Consider the following 22,904-nt stretch of genomic DNA (forward strand, 5'->3'; position numbering starts at 1 on the left):
CGCATGGCCACCGCCGTCTCCGGCATGAGCAAGGTCATCGGCGAATCCCACGACATCCACCTCGGCGCCGAACGCCAGAACACCGCCATGTGGAGTTCCTGACCCACACCGACAAGCAACACCCTCTGCCCAAGCCCCTCCGCCCGCCCTCCCCCAACTCCTTCACCCGGCCACCCACGTCCCCGGTCACGCCGTCCCCAGATCGCCGCAACGGCCTCGCGACGCACATCACTGGCTCGGCCCCGACCACCGCTCCCGAGCCCGGCGGCGGCTCCATCGGGGCGGCGCCGCTCGAGGTCCATCGCCGGCAGTTCCTACGGTCGCATCGGCGCTAGGAGATCACCTCTCCAACCTTCAGCGCACCCTGACGACCCTAAAGACGCAGGTCGGCGAGGTCGGCCACTGGGACGTCGCGCTGCAGGATGGGCCCAAGACAAAGACCACGCATCAGAACATGATCTGGAAGGGCGGTGCCACGGATTTCGCCATCGCGGACATGCGCATGCCCGCCGAGGCCACCGGCGCCCTTGCCAAGGCCGGCGGCCAGCTCTCCACCGCGATCCACAGCGGCTATACAGAGACGAAGGTCTCCCACGGGTGGTGGCGCTCCCGTGGCGGACGGTCCTGGATCGCCGGGAACGGGGGAGTAGGAGCTGCGGCAGCCGGTGGAGCGAAGGCTGGCAGAACGGATTCGAGCGGCGGCCCGTCCTCCCCAGCTCCGAGCGGCTTTGTGGCGCCTGCGCCTCACAGCGGATCCTCTGGTCCCTCGGTAGTCAGTGGACCCCACTCGGCGACGGCAGTGGCGGCTCTTACCTCGCCGGTACGAGACCGGCATGGACCGCGACCCCGAAATCACCTCCCCCCTTCGTCACCCCCCTTCGTCTGCGCCTGACCCGGGCTGGAAAGGCCGTCGAGCCCAAGCCACTCGGCTAGTCCTGGTGGAGCGGGGTCCTCCCGCCGCTCAACGATGGCGGCTGTAGCCCGAAGCCGCCGTCACGGTCGTCCTCGATGACGGTTAGCCCGGCGCCGCGGGCCCTGCGGGCGAATTCCCGAGGACGGAAGCGTTTCGCTGACGCGGCCAGCCACGGCTCGGCGGCGGGCGCTGAGTGAGGCGCGGGGATTGCCCTCAGGCTCGAAGGGCGGGTCGGCGGCCAGGCCATTGCTGGGCGCTGCGGCGGCGTCGGAACCGGGTGTGCGGGCACGGACATGAAGGGCTCAGGGGGTGCGGCGGAGGTGGGTTAGGAGGTCTTGGTGGCGTTGCCAGTATTCGGGGGAGTAGCCGTCGCCCAGGTGGAACCAAGTGAGGGGAGCGTCGGGAGGGCCTAGGCGTTTGCGGGAGAAGCCCGGTGGGCCGGTGTAGGCGCCGGCGGAGGCGAGGCCGATGGGGGCGGAGGAGCCCATCCAGCGCGGTTCGGTGGTGAGGTCGGGGCGGCCGGGGATCAGCTGTGCGAGCAGCGCGGTCAGGGGGTGGTCCGCCGACAAGAGGTCGATGAAGGACGGTAGCTGGGGGATCGGGGGGTCTTCGTCTTCCGTGTAGCCGATGGTGAGCGTCGTCATCTCGGCGGTGCCGGAGGCCGGGGGGACGAGGGGCGAGAAGTCCGACGTCGCTATCGTCGGGCGGCTGCTTGCTCCAATGGCGATGATGCGGGACGAAGAAGTGGCCGCTGCGTGGACCGTCAGTTCTTCGGGATCCCAGGGATGTTGCAGAGGTTCGGTCAGGCCCCAGCCCTTTGGCGGTTCGCCGGTCAGGAGACGCATCAGCTTCTCGGTGTGCAAGCCGAGGACGGCCGTGGGGGCGTGACGGGCTTGGAAAGTGAGGACGAGTTGGCTTCCGATGGGCGCGGTCGGGGGCGTCGTATAGGTAGGGGCGTAGTCGCGGGCATCAGGGAGCGGAACGAAGGCGGTGCCGTTCCAGTGCATCGGGCGGCCGCTAAGCCCCTCGTAGTAGCCGTCGTCGTGGACAAGCCACTGGGCTTTGGATGCTCGGAGAGGAAGGGTCAATCGGCTGGTGGCGGACGTGACCAGTTGGAGGGTCCGGTTCGTTCGCTCGCATTCGGAGAGGGCCTGGGAGACGGCCGGGGAAAGGGCGACGACAGGGCGGTCGGCCAGCATGACCATGGCCTGGGCGGTGAGGACGTCGGCGCCGCCTGCGGTTTCCGTCATCGAGCCGTCCAGATCGTGCCGTCGAGGGTCTCGGCGCAGCGTTGAGCCAGGTGATCGGCCTCGGGAGAAGCCGTCGCGATATGGATCTCCGTCCACCAGACGGGGGTGGCGGACTCGATTCCGAGGAGGCGCTCGGTTTCGCCTGGGACAGATATCAGGACGGGCTCTTGGACGCGCAGCAGCAGGCGGTCTTCGGCGTCGAAGACGTAATTTCCCGTTACGTGGAGAGGCAGGGAGGCCAGGACTTGAAGATCCAAGGTCGGTTTCTCGGAGGTGAGGACGATCAGTTCGCGGCTCATGAGGCGCTCAAAGAACGGGTGAAGACGTCCGCCGCGATTCGGGTCGCGGCGCCGTGGGTGGGCATGCTGACGCGTTCGGGGGCGATGGCGATACCGGCCGCCAAGTGCCGGTCGAACGGGAGGAGTGTGACGGGGAGCGTGCCGCTGCTGAGGAGATGCGCGGCGCGGTCCAGGTCGGCGTCCGGGTTTGGCGTGTGCGAGACCAGGGCGATGACCGTGCGCTGGAGGAGCGGACCGAAACCGTTCAAGGCCATCCAGTTGAGAGCGGCGCGCGCGCTGAGGGCGCCGTCGGGTGTGCCAGGGGTGACGAACACCTGTGCATGGGCGCCGTGCAGGATCCCGCGTTGCAGCTCGGAGACGAGCCCGCCGCCGCAGTCGATGACGGTGGTCGAGAAGTAACGTCCGAGGCGGCCGGTACCGTGCTGGAAGGTCGCGTGGTCGAGGTCGTCCGCGAGGGCGCCCTTCGGGGCGGCGGGCAGGACGAAGAGGCCTTCAGGAGTCCGGCCGAGGTGGGCGGCGGTCTCCTCCCACGTGCTGGGACGCGCGGCGGCGAGGTCCCGGAGCGAACTGGGCGCGTTGACACCGATGCGCAGCGCCAGGGAACCGAGACCCGGGTCGGCGTCGATCGCGAGGACGCGGTCCGGGCGGTACTGCCGGAGGATCCCCGCGATGAGCGCCGTGATCGTCGACTTGCCGGCGCCGCCGCGGATGCTCGTCACCGCGATCCGGCGGCTCGACGGGACCGGAACGCCGATCTGAGCCGTGAGCTGCGCCAGCTCACGGACCTGCCCGGCGGCCGACGCGCCCATCGCGCGGCGGACCCCGCGTCCGAGCCGCCGCGCCATCGGGTCGCCGTGCGGGTTGCGGCGGACGAGGTCCTGAGGAGCGGGGACGCCGCCGGCCGGCGTGCCGAACCGGTCGGGCACGCCGCTGGGACCGGACGGCCTGACCGGCGCCGATGCGGGAACGCTGTGCGGCGCCATGTCGGAGATCGGCCCGAGCGGAAGGGAACCGGGCGCGTGGCGGGAGTTCCCGTCGGGTGGTGCTGTTTCGGGTGCTTGAGTGGACGGCCCAGGTGGCAGTTGGCCGGGGACCTGGGCGGAGTTCTGCTCGGGTGGCAGTTGGCCGGGCCCGTTGGCGGGGGACTCGAGCGGCAGGGGACCGGGGGCGTGTGAAGGCAGCCCGGGCGGTGGCGGGCCGGGCGTGTGGGCGGACGGCTCGGGCGGCAGGGGACCGGGTGCGTGAGGGGAGTTCTTCTCGGCCGGCGCTGTTTCGGGTGTCTGTGGGGACGGCCCGAGTGACGCCGGGCTGGGTGTGGGGGTGGACGGCTCGAGTGACGCCGGGCTGGGCGCGGGGGTGGACGGCCCGGGTGGCGGCGGGCCGGGCGTGTGGGGCGATGGCCTTAGCGGTGCTGCGCCGCCTACGTCCGGGGTCGTGCCGAACGGCTCCGGTCCGGGTGTGTGAGCAGGTGGCACGGGCGCTGGGGCGCCGGGTGCGTCCGGGGCCTGACCGAAAGGCTCAGGCCCGGGCGCGGCTTGGGGCTGCCCGAAGAGCGCTGCGCTGGGCGTGGGCAGGGATGGCTCGAGGCGTGGGGCCACCGGAGGTGCGGTAGTTGACGGTCCGGACGGTGATGCGGCAGACCCGTGCGCGCGCGGGTCGGGCTGTGGTGCGGCAGGCGGCTGCTCGGATGGAGGGGGGATCGTCCATCCCGATGTCGCCGGAGGGGCGTCTATGGAGTCGGTCGTCCAGGTGGAGGGGTGAGGGTCTGCGGGCGGTGTCGTCTTGCTTGGGGATGCGGGCCGCTCGGCGTTCGTGGGGGCGGATGGCTGGGGCGATGAGTCTCCCGTGTTGGGAAGCGGCTCAACTCGGAGTTCGGCGGTTGTTGGGGGAGAGGAGGACGCCGGTGTTGGTTCGGACGGCGGGGTGACCACCCAACCTGTTGTTGTAGGTGGCGTCGGATGGTCGACGTCTGCGGCGGTGTGGGCCGCCGGTCTGCTGCCAGCGGGTGCGGTGGCCGTCGACGGCGTGGACGGTGGTGCCATGGAGGCGTTGTTTGCCCTGCCATCTGCGGTGATGGGCTGGTTCGCGGGTGCGGGTGACTCGGAGGTTGCGGGCGGCGCCGAGTTGGTGGGGGCGGTCGACGGGTCCGCCTCCGGAGAGACGTCCGCTGCTTCGGAGGGGGCCGTCCCGTCAGCGCTCCTGGAGGAGGGAGCATCCGTTGACGGGGCGGATGCGGAGGGCACTGGGCGCGCGTCGGCGGCCGAGGGCTTGGACGATCCGGGAATGGGTGAGGCCGGTGGGGTGGATTCGGGCGTCCGGTCGGCGGTGGCCGTGGTCTGCGGGTCGGTCGAGGACGAGGCCGGTGGGGTCGAGGGGAGCGTGGCTGCGCGGGAGGTTGCGAGGGCGTGGGGCAAGCGGGGGACGGTGGTGCGGGCGAAGGGGGCTGTGGGGGTGCGGGTGCCGGTGGGCGGGGTGGAAGGGCGGTCCCGCAACGTGCTGGTGACCGAGGGCGAGGAAGAAGATGCGTCCCGTTCCGGGGCGGTGGCCGAGGGCGGGGGCGGTGTTGGGCGTGGGTTTGGGGGGACCAGGCCGGTTTCCAGTGTGCCGAGGTCGCGCAGCACCGTGTGCTGCCAGTCTCGATCGGACACCGAGCCCCTTCCAGCTCCGCATTGATTGGGCGAGACGAGTCTAGACAGGCACAGGCGGGAGATTCCGACCAATTGTGTGTTGCGGCGTCAGACCATGTGTGGACGGGTCACAGGTACAGGCCCGTGGCGCTCTCCGGGGACGTGGGGGCGGCGGTGCGGAGGTCGTCGGCGCGCAGGGTGATGATCTCGGTGTCGGACGGGGAGCCGGACGCGGTGAGGCGTTCGGACTGGGCGGCGACGGCGGCGTCCAGCAGGTTGCGCATGAGGCGGCCGTTGCCGAAGGACGGGCCGCGCGGGGTGTCGCGGAGGACGGCGCGGAGCCGTCCGCGCACGTCCGGGGCGAGGGTGAGGCCTTCGGCGGCGGCGAGGTGCTCGAAGATGGCGGTGAGCTCGTCGTCGGTGTAGTCGGGGAAGGCGATGCGCTTGGGGAAGCGGGACGCCAGGCCGGAGTTCGCGGTGAGGAAGGCGTTCATCTCGCGTTCGTAGCCGGCGGCGATGACGACGAGGTCGCCGCGGTACTCCTCCATGAGCTGGACGAGGGTGGCGACGGCCTCCTGGCCGTAGGCGTCGCCGGCGAGGGAGTAGGCCTCGTCGACGAACAGGACGCCGCCGAGGGCCTGCTCGACGGCGGCGCGGACGCGGGGGGCGGTCTGGCCGAGGTAGGGGCCGATGAGGTCGGCGCGGGACACCTCGACGAGGTGGCCGGACGACAGCAGCCCGAGGTGCCCGTAGACGGACGCGACGAGGCGGGCGACGGTGGTCTTCGCGGTCCCGGGGTTGCCGGTGAAGATCATGTGCCGGGTGGGGACGGTGACCTGCTTGCCGGCGGCGCGGCGCAGTTCGGCGCCGCGGGCCTCGGCGGCGAGGCGGTGCACCTCCTCCTTCACCGCGGAGAGCCCGACGAGGGCGTCGAGTTCGGCGAGCGGGTCGGTGGCGGGGAGGACGCGTCCGGCGCCGCTGAGGCTGTCGGGGATGTCGCCGGGGAGCAGCGCGGCGAGGTCGTCGGGGCCGGGGCGGCGGAGCGCGGTGACGCGGCGGGCCTGCAGGGCGGTGGCGCGCTCGCACAGGTTGCGCATGACGCGGGCGTTGCCGAAGGAGCGGCCGCGCGGGGCGCGGCGGAGCAGCTCGGTGATCTTGTCGAGGGCGGCGGGGTCGGGGGACAGGCCCGCGGCGGCGGCCTGGCCGGTGAAGATCTCGACGAGCTCGGCGTCGGTGAAGTCGGGGAACCGGACGGTGGTGGGGAAGCGGGACGCGAGGCCGGGGTCGGAGGCGATGAAGCGCTGCATCTCGCGCTCGTAGCCGGCGACGATGACGACGAGGTCGTCGCGGTGGTCCTCCATCACCTTGATGAGCTCGGCGATGGCCTCCTGGCCGTAGTCGTCGGACATGCTGGTCTCGGTGAGGGCGTAGGCCTCGTCGATGAACAGGACGCCGCCGACGGCGCTCTGCGCGACGCCGCGGGTCTTGACGGCGGTCTCGCCGACGTAGCGTCCGACGAGGGTGGAGCGGGACGCCTCGACGAGGTGGCCGGACGACAGGACGCCGAGGTCCTTGAAGATGCGGGCGAGGAGGCGGGCGACGACGGTCTTGCCGGTGCCGGGGTCGCCGGTGAAGACCATGTGCCGGGCGGGCGCGGCGGGCGAGGGGAGGCCGGCCTCGCGGCGCAGCTTGGCGGCCTTGGCACCGGCGACGAGCAGTTCGATCTCCGCCTTGACGGTGCGCAGGCCGGTGAGGGCGGCGAGTTCGGCCATGGGGTCGGACGGGGTGCCGGCGGTGTCGAAGGTGGCGGGGACGTCGGCGCGCTTGACGACGAGTTCCTCGCCGGGCGGGGTGTTCGCGCGGACGTTCTCGACGACGATGTCGGCGAGGCGCTGGGCGAGGCGGGCGTTGCGGAGGTTGCGGATCGGCGGCGTCCGGACGAGGAGCTGCCCGGCGGCGGTGAGGGCGCGCTTGTGGGCGCGCGCGCCGCGCTGCTGGAGGGCGCGGTTGAACAGTTCGGCGTATCCGTCGGCGTCGAACGGGTGGGTGCGGACGACCTGGAACCGCAGCGACAGGCCGGGGTTGACCTCGCGGATGCGCTCGTCGCCGCCGGGTTCGCAGAGGGCGACGACGTGGAGGTCGTCGTGGACGTCGAGGGCGCGGTGGAGTTCCTCGACGATGGCCTCGCCGCTGCGGCCGTCGCGGGACATGTCGTCGAGGCCGTCGATGACCATGAGGCGGGTGCCGGCGGCGTCGCGGGCCTCGGTGTAGAGCTGGGTGGTGGCGGAGGAGACCTCCTTGCCGGCGAAGAAGTCGTCGGCGAGCCACAGCGGCGGGTCGACGATGCGGTGCTCGCGGAGCAGCCGGGCGATCTCCTGGGCGGCGTCGCGCTTGCCGGTGCCGTCGGGGCCGACGAGCATCAGCCGGACGGGCCCGCCGGTCTCGGCGATGGTCTCGAGGGCGGCGACGACGTCGGGCTGCCCGACGAGCCCGGAGCCGACCTCGGCGCGGCGGGTGCGGCGGTTCCGGGACGGGGCGGTGCCGACGCCGGCGGCGAGAGGGTTCACCATGCGGCGGCGGGGGGTGAACAGGCGGCGGACGTCGGCGCCGAACTCGCCGACGGGGATCCATTCGGGGTCGGGGATGCGCGGTTCGTTGGGCAGCCCTTGGACACAGCCGGTGAAGCGCATCGCCATGTCGAGCCAGCCGCGGCAGGCGTCGATGGCGCCGGCGCCGAGGGCGCGGCCGAGCCATCCCCATTCGTTGAGGTACCAGGGGTTCGGTTCGAAGGTGTCGCGGTCGCGGGCGAAGCGTTCGAGGAGCTCGCCGTAGCGGTCCTCGGTGAGGACGACGGACAGTTCGGCGGGGACCTGCTTGAGCCCGCCCTGGAGGAGGAGGTGGACGAGCAGGTCGTCGGCGGTCTCGTCGTGCGGGGCGACCTCGCGGAGGTGCTCGTGGACGGGCAGCAGCCCGGAGCAGACCCATTCGAGGTAGCCGATGGGGCCGGCGAGTTCCGGCAGGACGGTGACGATGTCGTCGCTGGCGTGGGCGAGCCACAGGGCGCGCTGCTCGGGGAGCGGGGTCTGGATCCGGAGCGCGGGCGGCGGGTCGTCGTACAGCTTGATGAGGGCCTGGCGGCGCTGCTCGATCGGCTCGAGTCCCTCGAAGACGTCGAGGGACTCGCGGGCGAGCGCGAGGGCGAGGTCCTGGTCGCCGCAGTCCTCGAGCCATTCGAGGGGCTGGAAGGAGCCGCGGCTGACGCCCCAGCCGCCGGCGTCGCGCAGCGGGTCGCGGGGCTCGTTGTGGTACCGGTTGAAGAACTGGTACTGCAGGCGGGAGTGGGTGCCGGCGTTGACGGCTCCGGCGCCGAGGAGGAAGTCGAGGGTGAGGAGCAGTTCCGCGACGACGAGCGGGGCGGGCGCGGTGAGCAGGGAGTGCTCGTCGGTGGTGGCGTCCTTGCAGCGCGGATCGGCGGCGAGCTTGTCGATGCGGGCGCGGATCTCGTCGTACAGGCCGTCCGGGACGCGCCAGGGCCCGTAGGAGTACACGTCGAGGACGGGCTCGTCGGAGACGAGAAGTTCGAGATGTTCCGGCAGCCGCACCCTGTTCCCCCTACAAGCACACGAAACCCGACCGAACAGCCTAGAGCGTCGCGCGCGCCCCCGGCCGCGAAAGCCGCCGGCCGGTGGACCGGCCGAACGGAACAATCAGGCATTTTTCTCGCTAAACGCGATCTATCACTTTGTTCACAAGAGGACGGGGTATCCCAGGCAACGCCCGGCCGGTCAACTGGGTAGGTATCCGAAGATTCGGTTCGCCCGCCGGACCGGCCCATGCTCCTCCGACGCTCAGCGCCGAGCCCGGGAGGCCGTCGGGTGCGGGCGGACGCGCCCGAGCCGTCTCCTGGGAGAACACGTGATCACAAAGCTGCTCGTCGCGAACCGCGGCGAGATCGCCGTACGGGCGTTCCGCGCCGCGTACGAGCTCGGCATCGCCAGCGTCGCCGTCTACGCCCACGAGGACCGGCTGTCGCTGCATCGACAGAAGGCCGACGAGGCGTACGAGATCGGCGAGCACGGCCACCCCGTCCGCGCCTACCTGGACGTCGACGGCATCGTGGAGACGGCGCTGCGGGTCGGCGCCGACGCGGTCTACCCCGGCTACGGGTTCCTGTCGGAGAGCCCGGAGCTGGCGGAGGCGTGCGAGCGCAACGGGATCACGTTCGTCGGCCCGCCGTCGCGGGTGCTGAGCCTGGCCGGCAACAAGATCGAGGCGGTCGCGGCGGCGCGGCGGGCGGGCCTGCCGGTGCTGCGGTCGGCGACGCCGGAGCCCGGGCGGGAGCTGGAGGCGGCCGACGAGGTCGGGTTCCCGCTGTTCGTGAAGGCCGCGGCGGGCGGCGGCGGGCGCGGGCTGCGCCGCGTCGACCACCGCGAGGAGCTGGAGGCCGCCGTGGACACGGCGCGCCGCGAGGCGCAGAGCGCGTTCGGCGACCCGACGGTCTTCCTGGAGCAGGCGGTGGACCGGCCCCGCCACATCGAGGTGCAGGTCCTCGCGGACGGCGCGGGCCACACCGTCCACCTGCGCGAACGCGACTGCTCGGTGCAGCGGCGCCACCAGAAGGTCGTGGAGATCGCACCGGCGCCGCACCTGGACCCGGCGGTCGCCGAGCGGCTGTGCGAGGACGCGGTCAAGTTCGCCCGCGAGATCGGCTACGTCAACGCCGGCACCGTGGAGTTCCTCGTCAACGACCGCGGCGAGCACGTCTTCATCGAGATGAACCCGCGCATCCAGGTCGAGCACACCGTGACCGAGGAGGTCACGGGCGTCGACCTGGTGCAGAGCCAGCTGCGGATCGCGGGCGGCGAGACCCTCTACGACCTCGGCATCTCCCAGCAGGACGTGACGGTCGGCGGGTTCGCGGTGCAGTGCCGGATCACGACCGAGGACCCGGCGAACGGGTTCCGCCCCGACACCGGGAAGATCTCGGCGTACCGGTCGCCGGGCGGCGCCGGGGTCCGCCTCGACACGGGGACGGCGCACGGCGGCGCGATCGTGTCGCCGCACTTCGACTCGCTGCTGGTCAAGCTGACGTGCCGGGGACGGACGTTCGAGGAGGCCGTGCGGCGCGCGCGCAGGGCGGTCGCCGAGTTCCGTATCCGGGGCGTCTCGACGAACATCCCGTTCCTGCAGGCGCTGCTGGACGAGCCGGACTTCCGCAGGGGCGGCGTCACCACGTCCTACATCGCCGACCATCCCGAGCTGCTGACGGCCCGGTCGAGCGGTGACCGTGCGACGCGGCTCGTTCGCTACCTCGCGGACGTCACCGTCAACAAGCCGCACGGCGACGCGCCCACGAACCTGGACCCGGCGACCAAGCTCCCGCCGCTCCAGCACGACGGGCCGTTCCCGCAGGGCTCGCGTGACCACCTTCTGGCTCTCGGCGCGCGCGCGTTCGCCGAGCGGCTGCGCGCACAGAACGCGCTGGCCGTCACCGACACCACGTTCCGGGACGCGCACCAGTCGCTGCTGGCGACCCGCGTACGCACGCACGACCTCGTCGCCGCGGCGCCCTACCTCGGACGCATGACCCCGCAGCTCCTCTCTATAGAGGCGTGGGGCGGCGCCACGTACGACGTCGCGCTCCGCTTCCTGGGCGAGTCCCCTTGGGACAGGCTCGCGGCCATCAGGGAAGCGGCACCGAACCTGTGCATCCAGATGCTTCTGCGCGGCCGCAACACCGTCGGCTACACGCCGTACCCCGACTCGGTGGCGCGCGCGTTCGTCAAGGAGGCCGCGAGTACGGGCGTCGACATCTTCCGCGTGTTCGACGCGCTGAACGACGTCGAGCGCATGCGTCCGGCGATCGACGCGGCGCTCCAGACGCACGCGCTGGTGGAGGGCACCCTCTGCTACACCGGCGACCTGTCGTCCCCGAACGAGCGCCTCTACACGCTCGACTACTACCTGCGTCTCGCCGAGGAGCTGGTGGAGGCGGGCGTCCACATCCTGTGCATCAAGGACATGGCCGGTCTGCTCCGCGCTCCCGCCGCGCGCACACTGGTGAGCGCTCTGCGCGAGCGTTTCGACCTGCCCGTCCACCTCCACACCCACGACACGGCGGGCGGCCAGCTCGGCACCTACATCGCGGCCATCGAAGCCGGTGTCGACGCCGTGGACGGCGCCGCAGCACCGCTCTCCGGCACGACCAGCCAGCCGCCCCTGCAGGCGATCGTCGCGGCGACCGACTTCACCGGCCGCGCCACCGGGATCGACCTCGACGCGCTCACCGTGATGGAGCCCTACTGGGAGGCGGTGCGCAAGCTCTACGCGCCGTTCGAGATGGGCCTGCCGTCGCCGACCGGACGCGTCTACCAGCACGAGATCCCCGGCGGGCAGCTGTCGAACCTGCGGCAGCAGGCCGTCGCGCTCGGCCTCGGCGACCGGTTCGAGGAGATCGAGCGCTGCTACGCCGCGGCCGACCGGATCCTCGGCCGGCTCGTCAAGGTCACCCCGTCGAGCAAGGTCGTCGGCGACCTCGCCCTGCACCTCGTCGCCGCCGGCGCCGACCCGGACGACTTCGCCGAGAACCCCGAGCGCTACGACATCCCCGACAGCGTCATCGGGTTCCTCAACGGCGAGCTAGGCGACCCGCCCGGCGGCTGGCCCGAGCCGTTCCGCACCAAGGCGCTCGCCGGACGCCAGTACACCCCGGCCCGGGCCGAACTGGACGGCGCCGAGGAGAAGGCGCTCGCCGGGGCCCGAAGTCCGCGACACCCTCGACCGGCTGCTGTTCCCAGGGCCCGCGAAGGAGTACCGCGAAGCGCGCGCGGCGTACGGCGACCTGTCGGTCCTGCCGACCGGCGCGTTCCTCTACGGCATGCGCACCGGCCAGGAGGTCGCGTTCGACCTCGAACCGGGCGTGCGCGTGCTGGCCGGGCTCGAAGCGGTCGGCGACATCGACGAGGCGGGCGTCCGGCAGGTCATCTGCACGGTGAACGGCCAGCTCCGCACGCTGTCCGTGCGCGACAAGTCGGTCGCGTCGGACGCGCCGCCGGTGGAGCGCGCCGACCCGGCCGAACCCGGCCACGTCGGCGCGCCGTTCGACGGCTCGGTCACGCTGCGCGTCGCGAAGGGCGACCAGGTGGCGGCGGGCGACACGGTCGCCACGATCGAGGCGATGAAGATGGAGGCCGCGATCACCGCCCCGGTGGCCGGCACCGTCACCCGGCTCGCCGTCCCGGAAGCCACCCCCGTCCAGGCCGGCGACCTCCTGCTCGTCATCGCCTGACGGCGTAGTCCTTCAGCGACGGTTCCAGCAGGTCGAAGGCCTTCTTGGCGGAGTCGGTGAGGGCCGCGGCGATCGCGTCGTGGTCCTCACCGGCGATGGTGCGGCGCAGCGTCTCCTCGAACAGGACGCGGTGGACGCCGATGAGCTGCGCCGACGCGACGCGGACGAGCACGTCGTCCGGGCTCGTGCCGGCCTCCGCGGCGAGGACGGCGGCGAGCGCGTGCTCGCGCTCCTCGTGGAACTCGCGCAGCCGCGCGACCAGCGCCGGGCTCTCGGTGATCATCCGCGCGAAGTCGGCGCCGGAGAAGCCGATGACCGCGTCGTGCCGGTCGACGGCGTCGAGGAACGCGCGGCGCAGCGCGGCGAGCGCGGACTCGCCCCGCGCGCGCTCGGCGACCGTCCGGGCGGGCTGGGCGACGAACTCCTCGTGCAGGTCGAGGGCCAGGTCCTCCTTGCGCGGGAAGTAGTTGGTGACCGTCATCTTCGCGACCTGCGCGGCGGCGGCGACGTCGGCGATGGTCACCCGGTCGAACCCGTGCCGCAGGAACAGGCGCGTCGCCTGGTGCGAGATCGCCTGCCGCGTCTGCTGTTTCTTCATCTCCCGCAAACCCATGCCGTCCATCTTGCCATAGGTCGACCTAAATTTATAGTTGACACACCTATGGAGTCGACCTAAGTTTATGCCGCCGGGCTGCCGGGTACCGAGATCGGGTGACCCGTTCCCTCCCGGCCGGACGAGCAAAGGACACCGCCCTGAACGCCAGCACCCCCCGTGTCGCGTCCCCCGAGCCCGCTCGCGCCGCGTCGACCCGCGGCGCGGCCGCCCGGGGCGCCTCCGCTCGCGGCGCGACCGCGAGCCGCGACCTCGTCGACCCGATGAAGGACTACCTCTCCCGCATCGGCCGGACCCCGCTGCTCACCGCCGAGCAGGAGGTCGAGCTGGCCAAGCGCATCGAGGCCGGGCTGTTCGCGCGCGAACGCCTGGAGACCCTCGGCGACGCCCTGTCCCCGCAGGACCGCGACGACCTCGCCTGGATCGCCGCCGACGGGCGCCGCGCCAAGGAGCACATGGTCGAGGCCAACCTGCGGCTGGTCGTGTCGCTGGCCAAGCGGTACATGGGCCACGGCCTGCCGCTGAACGACCTCGTCCAGGAGGGCAACCTCGGGCTCATCCGCGCCGTGGAGAAGTTCGAGTACCGGCGCGGCCTGAAGTTCTCCACCTACGCCGTCTGGTGGATCAAGCAGGCGATCAGCCGCGCGCTCGCCGACCAGTCCCGGACGATCCGCATCCCGGTGCACGTCGTCGAGGTGCTCAACCGGATGACCCGGATCCGCCGCCGGATGATGCAGGACCTCGGCCGCGAGCCCACCGCGCAGGAGCTGGCCGTCGAGCTGGACGTCACGCCGGAGAAGGTCGAGTGGCTGCGCCGCCAGGCCCGCGAGCCGCTGTCCCTGCAGACCCCGCTCGGCGAGGACGGCGACGGCGAGCTCGGCGACGTCATCGAGGACCCCGAGGGCGGGGACCCGGCCGACGTCGTCGCGTCGTCGATGCTGCGCGGCAAGCTCGACGCCGTGCTGGAGACGCTGACCGAGCGCGAGGCCGGCGTCATCTCGATGCGGTTCGGTCTCGCGGGCGGCGAGCCGAAGACGCTCGAGGAGGTCGGCAAGGTCTACGGCGTGACCCGCGAGCGCATCCGGCAGATCGAGTCCAAGGGGATGCACAAGCTGCGCCACCCGTCCCGCCGCGAGACCCTCGCCGACCTGCTCTCCTGACGCTCAGCGCTCGCCCACCTGGCCGGGCTTGGCGTCGGCCCCGAGCCGTTCGACGAGCCCGTCCAGGAGGCGGCGCAGCAGCTCGGTGAGCCGCTCGCGCTCGTCCTCGTCCAGGTGGTCGAGGAGCGAGTCCTCGTAGGTGAGCAGCCGGTTCACGCTGTCCTCGATCAGCCGGTGGCCGGCGTCGCTCAGCCGCACCGACGACGTCCGGCCGCGCGGGCCGCGCTCGGTCTCCACCAGCCCCGCCCGCTCCGCCCGCGCCACCCGCTGCGTGATCGCGCCCGCCGTGAGCAGCGACGCCTCGCGCAGCTCGCCGGGCGTCATCGCGTACGGCGCGCCGTGCCGGCGCAGCGTGGACAGCAGATCGAGGGTGGCCGTGTCGATGCCGAGCCGGGCCAGCGTGCGGCGCCGCTCGTCGCCGAGCAGCTTCGCCGCGCGCCACACCCGGGTGATGATCCCGATGGACGCGACCGGCGTGCCCGGACGCTCGCGCGCCCACGCCTCCGCGATGGCGTCGACCGGGTCCCCGTGTTTGCGCTCGTCCTCCACGGCGCCTAGTTTAGGACGAAGTTTAGACCTAAACAAAGGAGGTCCCCATGACCCGCAGCGCAGTGGTGACCGGCGGCGGCACCGGCATCGGCCGGGCCGTCGCGGCGGCCCTCGCGGCGGACGGCCTGGACGTCGTCATCACCGGCCGGCGCGAGCAGGTGCTCGCCGAGGCCGCCGCCGGCCTCGGCCCCCGCGTGCGGCCCGCGGTCTTCGACGTGACCGACCCCGGCCGGATCGAAGCCGCGCTCGCCGAGCTGCCCGAGACCGTGGACGTCCTCGTCAACAACGCCGGCGGCAACACCGACACCGGACGGCCCGCGCCGTCCGGGCTCGCCGGCGTCCGCGAGGCCTGGCTCGCCAACCTGGAGACGAACCTGGTCAGCGCCGTCCTCGTCACGACCGCCCTGGAACCGCGGCTCGCCCGCGGCGGCCGCGTGATCAGCATGGGCTCGATCGCGGGCGGCCGCGGCGGCGGATCGTACGGCGCGGCGAAGGCCGGTATGCGCGTCTGGAACGCCGAGCTGGCCGCGCGGCTGGGCGAGCGCGGCATCACCGCCAACGTGATCGCGCCCGGCCTCATCGAGGACACCGAGTTCTTCGGCGACCAGCTGACCGACGAGAGGCGCGCCATGCTGGTCGGGCAGACCGCCACCAAGCGCGCCGGAACCCCGGCGGACGTCGCCGCGCTCGCCGCGTTCCTCGCCTCGCCCGGCGCCGGCCACATCACCGGGCAGGTGCTCCACCTCAACGGCGGCGCCTACATCGGCGCCTGACCGGACTCCCGTCTCCGCCTAGGACGCGCCGGGGTCGAGGAGGAGATCGGACGGGTCGGTGTTGGCGCCGCAGAGCACGACGACGACGCGCTCGCCGGGGGAGGGACGGTACGCGCCGGTGCGGAGGGCCGCGACCGCGGCGGCCGTGCCGTGCTCGACGACCTGCCGGTACTCCTCCCACACGAACCGGCGCGCCTCGATGATCGCGTCGTCGGACACCAGCACCGGCGCCACGCCGGTGCGGGCGGCGACGGCGTACGCGATGTCGCCGAGGCGGGTGGCGCCGAGCGAGTCGGCGGCGACGCCGGAGACCGGGACGTCCACCGGGCGGCCGGCGTGCAGGGCGCGTTCGAGGGTCGGGATGGTCTCCGGTTCGACGCCGACGACGCGGGCGCGGCCTTCGAGGGCGGCGGCGACGCCCGCCATCAGGCCCCCGCCGCCGACGGCGAGGAGCACCGTGTCGACCTCGCCGCCGGTCCGGTCGAGGATCTCCAGGCCGAGGGTGCCCTGCCCGGCGCAGACCTCCGGCTGGTCGTAGGCGTGGCAGAACAGGGCGCCGGTGTCGGCGGCGCGCTTGGTGGCGGCGTCCTGCGCCTCGGCATAGCGGGTGCCGACCTGAACGACGGCGGCGCCGAGCGCGCGCAGCCGCGCGACCTTCACCGCCGGGGCCGTCTCGGGGACGAACACCTCGGCGGGCACGCCGACCTCGGCGGCGGCGTAGGCGAACGCGAGCCCCGCGTTGCCGCCGGACGCGGCGACGACGCCGGTCGCGGGGAGCCGCCCGCCGGCCTTCGCGGCGAGGATGTGGTTGAACGCGCCGCGCGCCTTGAACGACCCGGTGTGCTGGGCCTGCTCCAGCTTCAGCCACATCCGTCCGGCGGGGGCGAGCGGGCCGGGGTCCACCGCGAGCAGCGGCGTCTCGCGGATGCGGCCGGCGACGCGTCCCGCGGCGGCCTCGACGTCCGGAAGCGCGATCACGGGGGGCTCCTTTCCGCGGACGCGGCGCCCGCATCCACTATCAGTACCATCCCGTCCGGTCGCTCCTGGCGCGTGGCGCGTTCCGTGGGGTGCCCGGCGCCTCCGCCCCGGCCGGGGCCGGTCGCTAGCCGCACTAACTAGCCGGGCGTCAAGTAAGTTGCCGCGATACGGTGGAGGCGGGCAGGCCGGCCGGAGGAGAGGCACACCGTGAGCAAGCCGCAGACGCGTCGCAAGGACACCAGGGAACGCATCCTGGACGTCGCGCTGGAGCTGTTCCTCGAACGCGGCTACGACCAGACCTCCCTGCGGGAGATCGCCGAGCGGCTCGACGTGACAAAGGCCGCGCTGTACTACCACTTCCGCACCAAGGAGGACATCCTCGACGCCCTCGTCGGCGGCATCGGCGAGCGGCTCGACGAGCTCATCGCCTGGGCCCGCACCCAGCCGACGACGCTGGAGACCAGGCGGGAGCTGCTGCGCCGCCTCAACGAGGCGCTGGAGGAGTGGGCCCCGGTCTTCCAGTTCCTCCAGGAGAACCAGGCGGCGCTGCGTGACCGGTCCGCGCCGAAGACCTTCCGCGACCGCATGCAGCAGCTCGGCACCCTGCTCACCGACCCCGACAGGCCCGTCCTGGACCGCGTCCGCTCCCTCAGCGCGCTGTTCACCGTCTACTTCGGCACCTTCGCGATCTCCTCCATGGACGGGACGCCCGAGGAGAAGCGCGCCGCGCTGCTGCAGGTCGCCTGGGAGCAGATCGACGCCGCCCACGCCGCCCACTCCCAGTCGTGACCGGCGAGCCGTGACCGCCCGCCCGTGACCGGCCCGTCAGCGGACGGTGCGGGCGCGGTCAGCGGGCGCGGCCAGTCTCCTGAGTGACGGCGGGAAGCACCTCCCGCCCCTGAGAGGGAGTCACTCATGGAGAACACGAAGGTCCTCATCTCCGGCGCGAGCATCGGCGGCCCCGCCCTGGCGTACTGGCTGGACCGCTACGGGTTCGAGGTCACGATCGTCGAGGTCACGCAGGGCCTGCGGGACGGCGGGCAGGCGATCGACGTGCGCGGTCCGGCGCTGGAGGTCGCCGAGCGGATGGGGATCCTCGACCTGATCCGCGAGCGGCGCGTCCAGATGCGCGGGATGTCGATGGTGGACGCCGACGGCAACGAGCTGTACCGCAGCGAGGAGCGCACCATCACCGCCGGCGACTTCGACAGCCCGGACATCGAGATCCTCCGCGACGACCTGTCGCACATCATCGCGGACGCGGCCGGCACCGGCGTCGAGTACCTGTTCGGCGACTCGATCGCCGAACTGGAGCAGGACGACGACGGCGTCCGCGTGACCTTCCGCAGCGGCACCGTCCGGACGTTCGACCTGGTCGTCGGCGCGGACGGCGCGCACTCCAACACGCGGCGGCTCGTCTTCGGGCCGGAGGAGCGGTTCATCTCGCACCTCGGCACCTACCTCGGCGTGTGGACGGCACCGAACTTCCTCGGCCTGGACCGCTGGCAGGTGTTCCACCAGATGCCGGGCAGCGCGTGGGGCGGCGGCGTGATGAGCGTCCGCGACAACGAGGAGGTCCGCGTCTACCTGGGCTTCGAGTCCGAGCAGCCGATCGCGTACGACTACCGCGACACCGCCGCGCAGAAGAAGATCCTCGCGGACGCGCTGGAGGGCGGCGGCTGGGAGCTGCCGCGGCTGCTCGAGACGATGTGGGACGCGCCCGACTTCCACTTCGACGCGATGGCGCAGATCCACATGGACTCCTGGTCGAAGGGCCGGGTCGTCCTGCTCGGCGACGCCGGGTACTGCGGGTCGCCGCTGTCGGGGCAGGGCACCAGCATGGCGATGGTCGGCGCGTACGTCCTCGCCGGCGAGCTGAAGGCGGCGGGCGGCGACCACCGCGCGGCGTTCGCGGCCTACGAGCGGGAGCTGCGCGGGTACGTCGCGGCGAACCAGGAGCTGGCGCTGACGAACAAGGCGCGGGTGGACGCGCAGCGCGACGCCGAGATGGGCAAGGACACCGAGGTCATCGACTTCCAGGACTTCGGCGAGATCGTCAACGCGTTCACCGTGAAGGACTACTGAGCGCCGTGCAGGGCGGCGGCCCGGCCGAGCAGGACGCGGCGTTCGGGCGCGTTGCGGGTGAGCTCCGCGGCGCGCTCGAACTCCGCGCGGGCCTCGGCGGTCCGGCCGAGCCGGGCGAGCAGGTCGCCGCGGACGCCGGGCAGCAGCGGGTAGCCGCGCAGCGCCGGCTCGCCCGCGATGGCGTCGACGAGCCGGAGGCCCGCCTCGGGACCGTCCGCCATCCCGACGGCGACGGCCCGGTTCAGCTCGACGATCGGGGACGGCGCGACCTCCGCGAGGTGCCCGTACAGCGAGGCGATCTGCGCCCAGTCGGTGTCGGCGGCGGTGGCGGCCTGCGCGTGCGAGGCGGCGATCGCGGCCTGCAGGACGTACGGGCCGGGCGGCGCGCCGATCTCGCGGGCGCGCAGCAGCGCGGCGAAGCCGCGGTGGATGAGCAGCCGGTCCCAGAGCGCGCGGTCCTGCTCGTGCAGCGGGACGGGTTCGCCGGACGGCCCGGTGCGGGCCCTGATCCGGGACGCCTGGATCTCCATCAGCGCGACGAGGCCGTGCACCTCCGGCTCCCCGGGCGCGAGGTGGGCGAGGATGCGGCCGAGGCGCAGCGCCTCCTGGCACAGGTCCGTGCGGACCCAGTCGTCGCCGCCGCTCGCCGCGTAGCCCTCGTTGAAGATCAGGTAGACGACCTCCAGCACCGACGACAGCCGGGCGGCCCGGTCGGGGCCCTCCGGCACCTCGAACGGGACGCCGGCCTCCGACAGCGTCCGCTTCGCCCGGACGATCCGCTGCGCGACGGTCGGCTCGGAGGTCAGGAACGCGCGGGCGATCTCCTCGGTGGTGAGGCCGCCGAGCATGCGCAGCGTCATCGCGACCCTGGCCTGCGTGGACAGCACCGGGTGGCAGGCGGTGAAGACGAGCCGGAGGACGTCGTCCTCGATGTGCTCGTCGTCGGCGGCGAGGTCGAACTCGGGCGGCGCCTCCCGCGCCTCGGGCTCCAGGCCGTGCCCGAGCTCCTCGAGCTTGGTCTCCAGCCGCTGCTCGCGGCGGATCCGGTCGATGGCGCGGCGCTTGCCGACGGCCATGAGCCAGGCGCCCGGGTTGTCCGGGACGCCCGACTCGGGCCACTGCTCGAGCGCGGCGACCAGCGCGTCCTGCGCGAGCTCTTCGGCGAGGCCGACGTCGCGCACCAGCCGGGCGAGCCCGGCGATGATGCGGGCGGACTCCAGCCGCCACACCGCGTCGATGCTCGCGTGCACGCCCGACGGGCGTCCGCTGCCGGCGCGCGGGTCGGGGGCGCCGGAGGCGTCCGGGGCGGCGGATGGCGTCACGGTGCCGATGACAGCACCCGCGCCGCCCGCCGCGCAACCCGGACGCCGCCTCCCCGCAGGTCACCGCCTGCCCCGCCGGCCCAGGCCAAGCGCCGGGGTCAGGCGCCCGGGGTCAGGCGCCGGGGACCTCGTCGCCCGGGCCGAAGACCTGCTGGATGACGCCCTCGCCGTCGCCGACGATCTGGAAGAAGCGCTTGGACAGCTCGATCGCCTCCTCCCGGCTGCGCACCTCGACCAGCGCGAAGCCGACCACGATCTCCTTGGCCTCGGCGAACGGGCCGTCGGTGAGGGTGACCTTGCCGCCGGACGCCTTGATGCGGGTGCCGCCGGGCTCGAGGCCGCCGGTCGCCAGCAGCACCCCGGACGCGGACATCTCGGCGATGAACGCGCCCATCTCCGCCATCATCGCCTCGTCGGGCTCGCCCTGGGCCTGGCCGTCGTCGGTGGTCATCATCATGAAGCGCATCGGTGCCTCCGTGGTCCTGCCGGGCCGGGTCCTTCCCGGCCCTCACTGACGCGTCGAGCGGGGGCGGGCCGGATCGACATCCGCCGCGACTTTTTTCGGGATTTTCTTGCCGGCTCGTATCCTGCCAGGTCAGCGCCGGTCCGCCGGCGGCCGACGGGACGAATCACCTGAGAAACGCACGAAACGGTCCGTCCGGGTGCATTGGGCAACGGGCTCGCGGGCGGGTAACTTCTTTGCGGAAGGCACGTCGACGTGCGCCGAGGAGGCGTCCCGTGGGAGACCCGAGAGTCGGACCGGGGGCGTCGCCCGAGGTGTCCGGTATCGATGTTTCCGTCCCGTCCGGCACGGCCGGCCCGACCGTGCTCCGCATGGTCGTCGGCGCGCAGCTGCGCCGGCTCCGCGAGGCCGCCGAGATCTCCACCGAGGCCGCCGGCTACGAGATCCGCGGCTCGCACTCCAAGATCAGCCGGATGGAGCTGGGCCGCGTCGGGTTCAAGGAGCGCGACGTCGCCGACCTGCTCACCCTCTACGGGGTGGACGACCCCGTCCGCCGCGAGGCGCTGCTGGAGCTGGCCGAGCAGGCGAACCGGCCGGGCTGGTGGCAGCGGTACGCCGACGTCGTGCCCGGCTGGTTCGAGCCGTACCTCGGGCTGGAGCAGGGCGCCGTGCTGATCCGGGTGTTCGAGGTCCAGAACGTCCCGGACCTGCTGCAGACCCCGCGCTACGCCCGCGCGCTCATCGCCGCGCGGTACCCGGACGCGAGCGCCGAGGAGGTCGACCGCCGCGTCGAGCTGCGGATGCGCCGCCGGCACGTCCTCGACCGGCCCGAGCCGCCGAAGCTGTGGGCGGTGCTGGACGAGGCCGCGCTGCGCCGCGTCGTCGGCGGCCCCGAGGTGATGCGCGAGCAGCTGCGGCACCTGGTCGAGGTCTCGCGGCTGCCGAACGTCACCGTCCAGGTGCTGCCGTTCGCCTCCGGCGGGCACGCCGTCGAGAGCGGCCCGGTGACCCTGCTCCGGTTCGCCGAGCCGGAGCTCCCGGACGTCGTGTACCTGGAGCAGCTCACCGGCGCCCTGTACCCGGACCGCCCGTCCGACGTCATCCGGTACCGGGACGCACTGAACCGGCTGGGCGTGCAGGCCGAGCCGCCCGCCCGCACCCCCGACCTCATCGCCGACGTCCTGACCCGCGGCGCCGCGGGTCAGGGATAGTGGGGGAATGGGGAACTCGTTCGTCCGGGCCGGGTACGCGTGCACCGATCATTTCCTGGACGTGCCGCTCGACCACGGCGACCCGGCCGGCGGCACGATCCGGATCTATGCGCGGGAGGTCGTCGCGCCTGGGAGGCGTGACGCGGACCTGCCGTGGCTGCTCTATCTGCAGGGCGGGCCGGGCAACAAGTCCCCGCGGCCCGGCGCGATGCCCGCGGCGTGGCTCGCCCGCGCGCTCAAGGAATACCGGGTGCTGCTGCTCGACCAGCGCGGCACCGGACGCAGCACGCCGCTGAACCGGCAGACGCTCCCCGCCGATCCGAAGGCCGCCGCCGGACTCCTGCGGCACTTCCGCGCCGACTCGATCGTCCGCGACGCGGAACTGCTGCGCCGCCACCTGGCCGGGGACCGCCCGTGGAGCGTCCTCGGGCAGAGCTTCGGCGGCTTCTGCACGGTGACGTACCTGTCGATCGCGCCGGAGGGGCTGAGCGAGGCGTTCATCACCGGCGGGCTGCCGAGCCTGACGGCGACGCCCGACGAGTGGTACCGGGCCGCGTACCGGCGGATCGCCGCGGCCAACGAGCGCTACTTCGCGCGCTACCCGGGGGACCAGGACGTCGCGCGCCGCATCGCCGCGCACCTGGACCGGGCCGACGAGCGCCTGCCGGGCGGGGAGCGGCTGACCGTCCGCCGGTTCCAGGGCCTGGGCATCGGGCTCGGTCATTCCGCGCAGTTCGACAACCTGCACTACCTGCTGGAGGAGGCGTTCATCGCCGAGGACCGGCTGTCCGACACGTTCCTGCACGGCGTGAACGCGCTCGTTTCGTTCGCGGCGCAGCCGCTCTACGCGCTCATCCATGAGTCGTCCCTCAGCAACGGGACGGCGTCGAACTGGTCGGCCGCGCGCGTCGTCGAGGAGTTCCCCGAGTTCGCGCCGCAGGCCGAGCCGTTCCGTTTCCTGGGCGAGACGATCTTCCCGTCGTTCTTCGAGGAGGACCCGGCGCTGGTCCCGCTGCGGGAGTGCGCCGATCTGGTCGCGGCGCACGAATGGCCGGCGTTGTACGACCCGGAGCGCCTGGCGTCCACGACCGTCCCGGTGGCGGCGGCGGTCTACTACGACGACATGTACGTGGACCGCGAGATGTCGATGGCGACGGCCGCCGCCATCCCGGGGATCCGGACGTGGGTGACGAGCGAGTACGCGCACAACGGCCTGTCCGCGGACGCGAACGTCCTGGACCGCCTCATCGCCCTCCGCCGCGGCGAGGCCTGACCGTCCGCACACCGGCCAAGGTCGCGCTGGATAGGGCGGCGCGGCGGATGGGACCGCCCACTGGATAGGGCGGCGCGCCGGATGGGGCGGTTGATCTGTC

15 protein-coding genes and 1 pseudogene are annotated in these 22,904 nt (G+C 72.9%); 7 read left to right on the top strand and 9 right to left on the bottom strand.

The window, feature by feature from the left end; genetic code table 11:
* Window positions 1-1,215: 1,215 nt before the first annotated feature.
* The 4 genes from AB0C78_RS38705 to AB0C78_RS38720 form a co-directional block, all read right to left on the bottom strand.
* Window positions 1,216-2,163 (bottom strand): DUF6177 family protein, encoded by a 948-nt coding sequence (locus AB0C78_RS38705; protein WP_360758174.1) that lies wholly within the window; start codon window positions 2,161-2,163, stop codon window positions 1,216-1,218.
* Complete coding sequence (locus AB0C78_RS38710; RefSeq protein WP_360758177.1) at window positions 2,160-2,462, bottom strand: hypothetical protein; 303 nt, start codon at window positions 2,460-2,462, stop codon at window positions 2,160-2,162. Before AB0C78_RS38710 ends, AB0C78_RS38705 begins: the two co-directional genes overlap by 4 nt.
* Entirely contained in the window at window positions 2,459-3,445 is a 987-nt protein-coding gene (locus tag AB0C78_RS38715; protein ID WP_360758180.1) for a MinD/ParA family protein, read from the bottom strand. Before AB0C78_RS38715 ends, AB0C78_RS38710 begins: the two co-directional genes overlap by 4 nt.
* A 1,772-nt stretch (window positions 3,446-5,217) precedes the next feature.
* Window positions 5,218-8,691 (bottom strand): AAA family ATPase, encoded by a 3,474-nt coding sequence (locus AB0C78_RS38720; protein ID WP_360758183.1) that lies wholly within the window; start codon window positions 8,689-8,691, stop codon window positions 5,218-5,220.
* Window positions 8,692-9,004: 313 nt separating this feature from the next.
* Here AB0C78_RS38720 and AB0C78_RS38725 point away from each other — a divergent pair.
* Window positions 9,005-12,377, top strand: a pseudogene (locus AB0C78_RS38725) (pyruvate carboxylase).
* Here AB0C78_RS38725 and AB0C78_RS38730 read toward each other — a convergent pair.
* Entirely contained in the window at window positions 12,367-12,990 is a 624-nt protein-coding gene (locus tag AB0C78_RS38730) for a TetR family transcriptional regulator (RefSeq protein WP_360758185.1), read from the bottom strand. The pseudogene AB0C78_RS38725 and the gene AB0C78_RS38730 sit on opposite strands and share 11 nt — an antisense overlap.
* A gap of 98 nt (window positions 12,991-13,088) precedes the next feature.
* On the opposite strand from AB0C78_RS38730, the gene AB0C78_RS38735 reads away from it, so the two are divergent.
* Window positions 13,089-14,150: an RNA polymerase sigma factor gene (locus tag AB0C78_RS38735; protein ID WP_318839235.1), complete on the top strand. Its 1,062-nt coding sequence runs from the start codon at window positions 13,089-13,091 to the stop codon at window positions 14,148-14,150.
* Between the two features lie 3 nt (window positions 14,151-14,153).
* On the opposite strand, the gene AB0C78_RS38740 is transcribed toward AB0C78_RS38735, so the two are convergent.
* Window positions 14,154-14,699 (bottom strand): MarR family transcriptional regulator, encoded by a 546-nt coding sequence (locus AB0C78_RS38740; protein ID WP_360758189.1) that lies wholly within the window; start codon window positions 14,697-14,699, stop codon window positions 14,154-14,156.
* Window positions 14,700-14,746: 47 nt separating this feature from the next.
* Here AB0C78_RS38740 and AB0C78_RS38745 point away from each other — a divergent pair, with 47 nt between their 5' ends.
* Window positions 14,747-15,472: an SDR family oxidoreductase gene (locus AB0C78_RS38745; RefSeq protein WP_360758190.1), complete on the top strand. Its 726-nt coding sequence runs from the start codon at window positions 14,747-14,749 to the stop codon at window positions 15,470-15,472.
* Window positions 15,473-15,490: 18 nt separating this feature from the next.
* Here the strand turns inward: AB0C78_RS38745 and AB0C78_RS38750 are convergent, their stop codons facing one another.
* Complete coding sequence (locus tag AB0C78_RS38750) at window positions 15,491-16,450, bottom strand: threonine/serine dehydratase (RefSeq protein ID WP_360758193.1); 960 nt, start codon at window positions 16,448-16,450, stop codon at window positions 15,491-15,493.
* 207 nt (window positions 16,451-16,657) lie between these two features.
* On the opposite strand from AB0C78_RS38750, the gene AB0C78_RS38755 reads away from it, so the two are divergent.
* Together AB0C78_RS38755 and AB0C78_RS38760 are read left to right on the top strand one after the other, a co-directional pair.
* On the top strand, window positions 16,658-17,239 hold the full coding sequence (locus tag AB0C78_RS38755; RefSeq protein WP_360758195.1) for a helix-turn-helix domain-containing protein: 582 nt from the start codon (window positions 16,658-16,660) through the stop codon (window positions 17,237-17,239).
* 126 nt (window positions 17,240-17,365) lie between these two features.
* Window positions 17,366-18,535, top strand: coding sequence for an FAD-dependent monooxygenase (locus AB0C78_RS38760; protein ID WP_360758198.1), 1,170 nt, complete (start codon window positions 17,366-17,368; stop codon window positions 18,533-18,535).
* On the opposite strand, the gene AB0C78_RS38765 is transcribed toward AB0C78_RS38760, so the two are convergent.
* A complete protein-coding gene (locus AB0C78_RS38765; RefSeq protein ID WP_360758268.1) occupies window positions 18,529-19,785 on the bottom strand; it encodes an RNA polymerase sigma factor in 1,257 nt (418 codons plus the stop codon). The two genes, AB0C78_RS38760 and AB0C78_RS38765, sit on opposite strands and share 7 nt — an antisense overlap.
* Window positions 19,786-19,969: 184 nt before the next feature.
* On the bottom strand, window positions 19,970-20,323 hold the full coding sequence (locus AB0C78_RS38770; RefSeq protein WP_360758200.1) for a YciI family protein: 354 nt from the start codon (window positions 20,321-20,323) through the stop codon (window positions 19,970-19,972).
* 368 nt (window positions 20,324-20,691) lie between these two features.
* Here AB0C78_RS38770 and AB0C78_RS38775 point away from each other — a divergent pair, with 368 nt between their 5' ends.
* On the top strand, window positions 20,692-21,531 hold the full coding sequence (locus AB0C78_RS38775) for a helix-turn-helix transcriptional regulator (RefSeq protein WP_360758270.1): 840 nt from the start codon (window positions 20,692-20,694) through the stop codon (window positions 21,529-21,531).
* 7 nt (window positions 21,532-21,538) lie between these two features.
* On the top strand, window positions 21,539-22,804 hold the full coding sequence (locus tag AB0C78_RS38780) for an alpha/beta fold hydrolase (RefSeq protein ID WP_360758203.1): 1,266 nt from the start codon (window positions 21,539-21,541) through the stop codon (window positions 22,802-22,804).
* Window positions 22,805-22,904: the final 100 nt, after the last annotated feature.

This window comes from Actinomadura sp. NPDC048394, from assembly GCF_040651755.1.
GTDB classification, from domain to species: Bacteria; Actinomycetota; Actinomycetes; order Streptosporangiales; family Streptosporangiaceae; genus Spirillospora; species Spirillospora montaniterrae.

Bases quoted from the DNA above. Each gene is read 5' to 3' on its own strand.
- AB0C78_RS38705 (WP_360758174.1), bottom strand. From the start codon at position 2,163: ATGACGGAAACCGCAGGCGGCGCCGACGTCCTCACCGCCCAGGCCATG.
- AB0C78_RS38710 (WP_360758177.1), bottom strand. From the start codon at position 2,462: ATGAGCCGCGAACTGATCGTCCTCACCTCCGAGAAACCGACCTTGGAT.
- AB0C78_RS38715 (WP_360758180.1), bottom strand. From the start codon at position 3,445: ATGGCGCCGCACAGCGTTCCCGCATCGGCGCCGGTCAGGCCGTCCGGT.
- AB0C78_RS38730 (WP_360758185.1), bottom strand. From the start codon at position 12,990: ATGGGTTTGCGGGAGATGAAGAAACAGCAGACGCGGCAGGCGATCTCG.
- AB0C78_RS38745 (WP_360758190.1), top strand. From the start codon at position 14,747: ATGACCCGCAGCGCAGTGGTGACCGGCGGCGGCACCGGCATCGGCCGG.
- AB0C78_RS38760 (WP_360758198.1), top strand. From the start codon at position 17,366: ATGGAGAACACGAAGGTCCTCATCTCCGGCGCGAGCATCGGCGGCCCC.
- AB0C78_RS38770 (WP_360758200.1), bottom strand. From the start codon at position 20,323: ATGCGCTTCATGATGATGACCACCGACGACGGCCAGGCCCAGGGCGAG.
- AB0C78_RS38775 (WP_360758270.1), top strand. From the start codon at position 20,692: ATGGTCGTCGGCGCGCAGCTGCGCCGGCTCCGCGAGGCCGCCGAGATC.
- AB0C78_RS38780 (WP_360758203.1), top strand. From the start codon at position 21,539: ATGGGGAACTCGTTCGTCCGGGCCGGGTACGCGTGCACCGATCATTTC.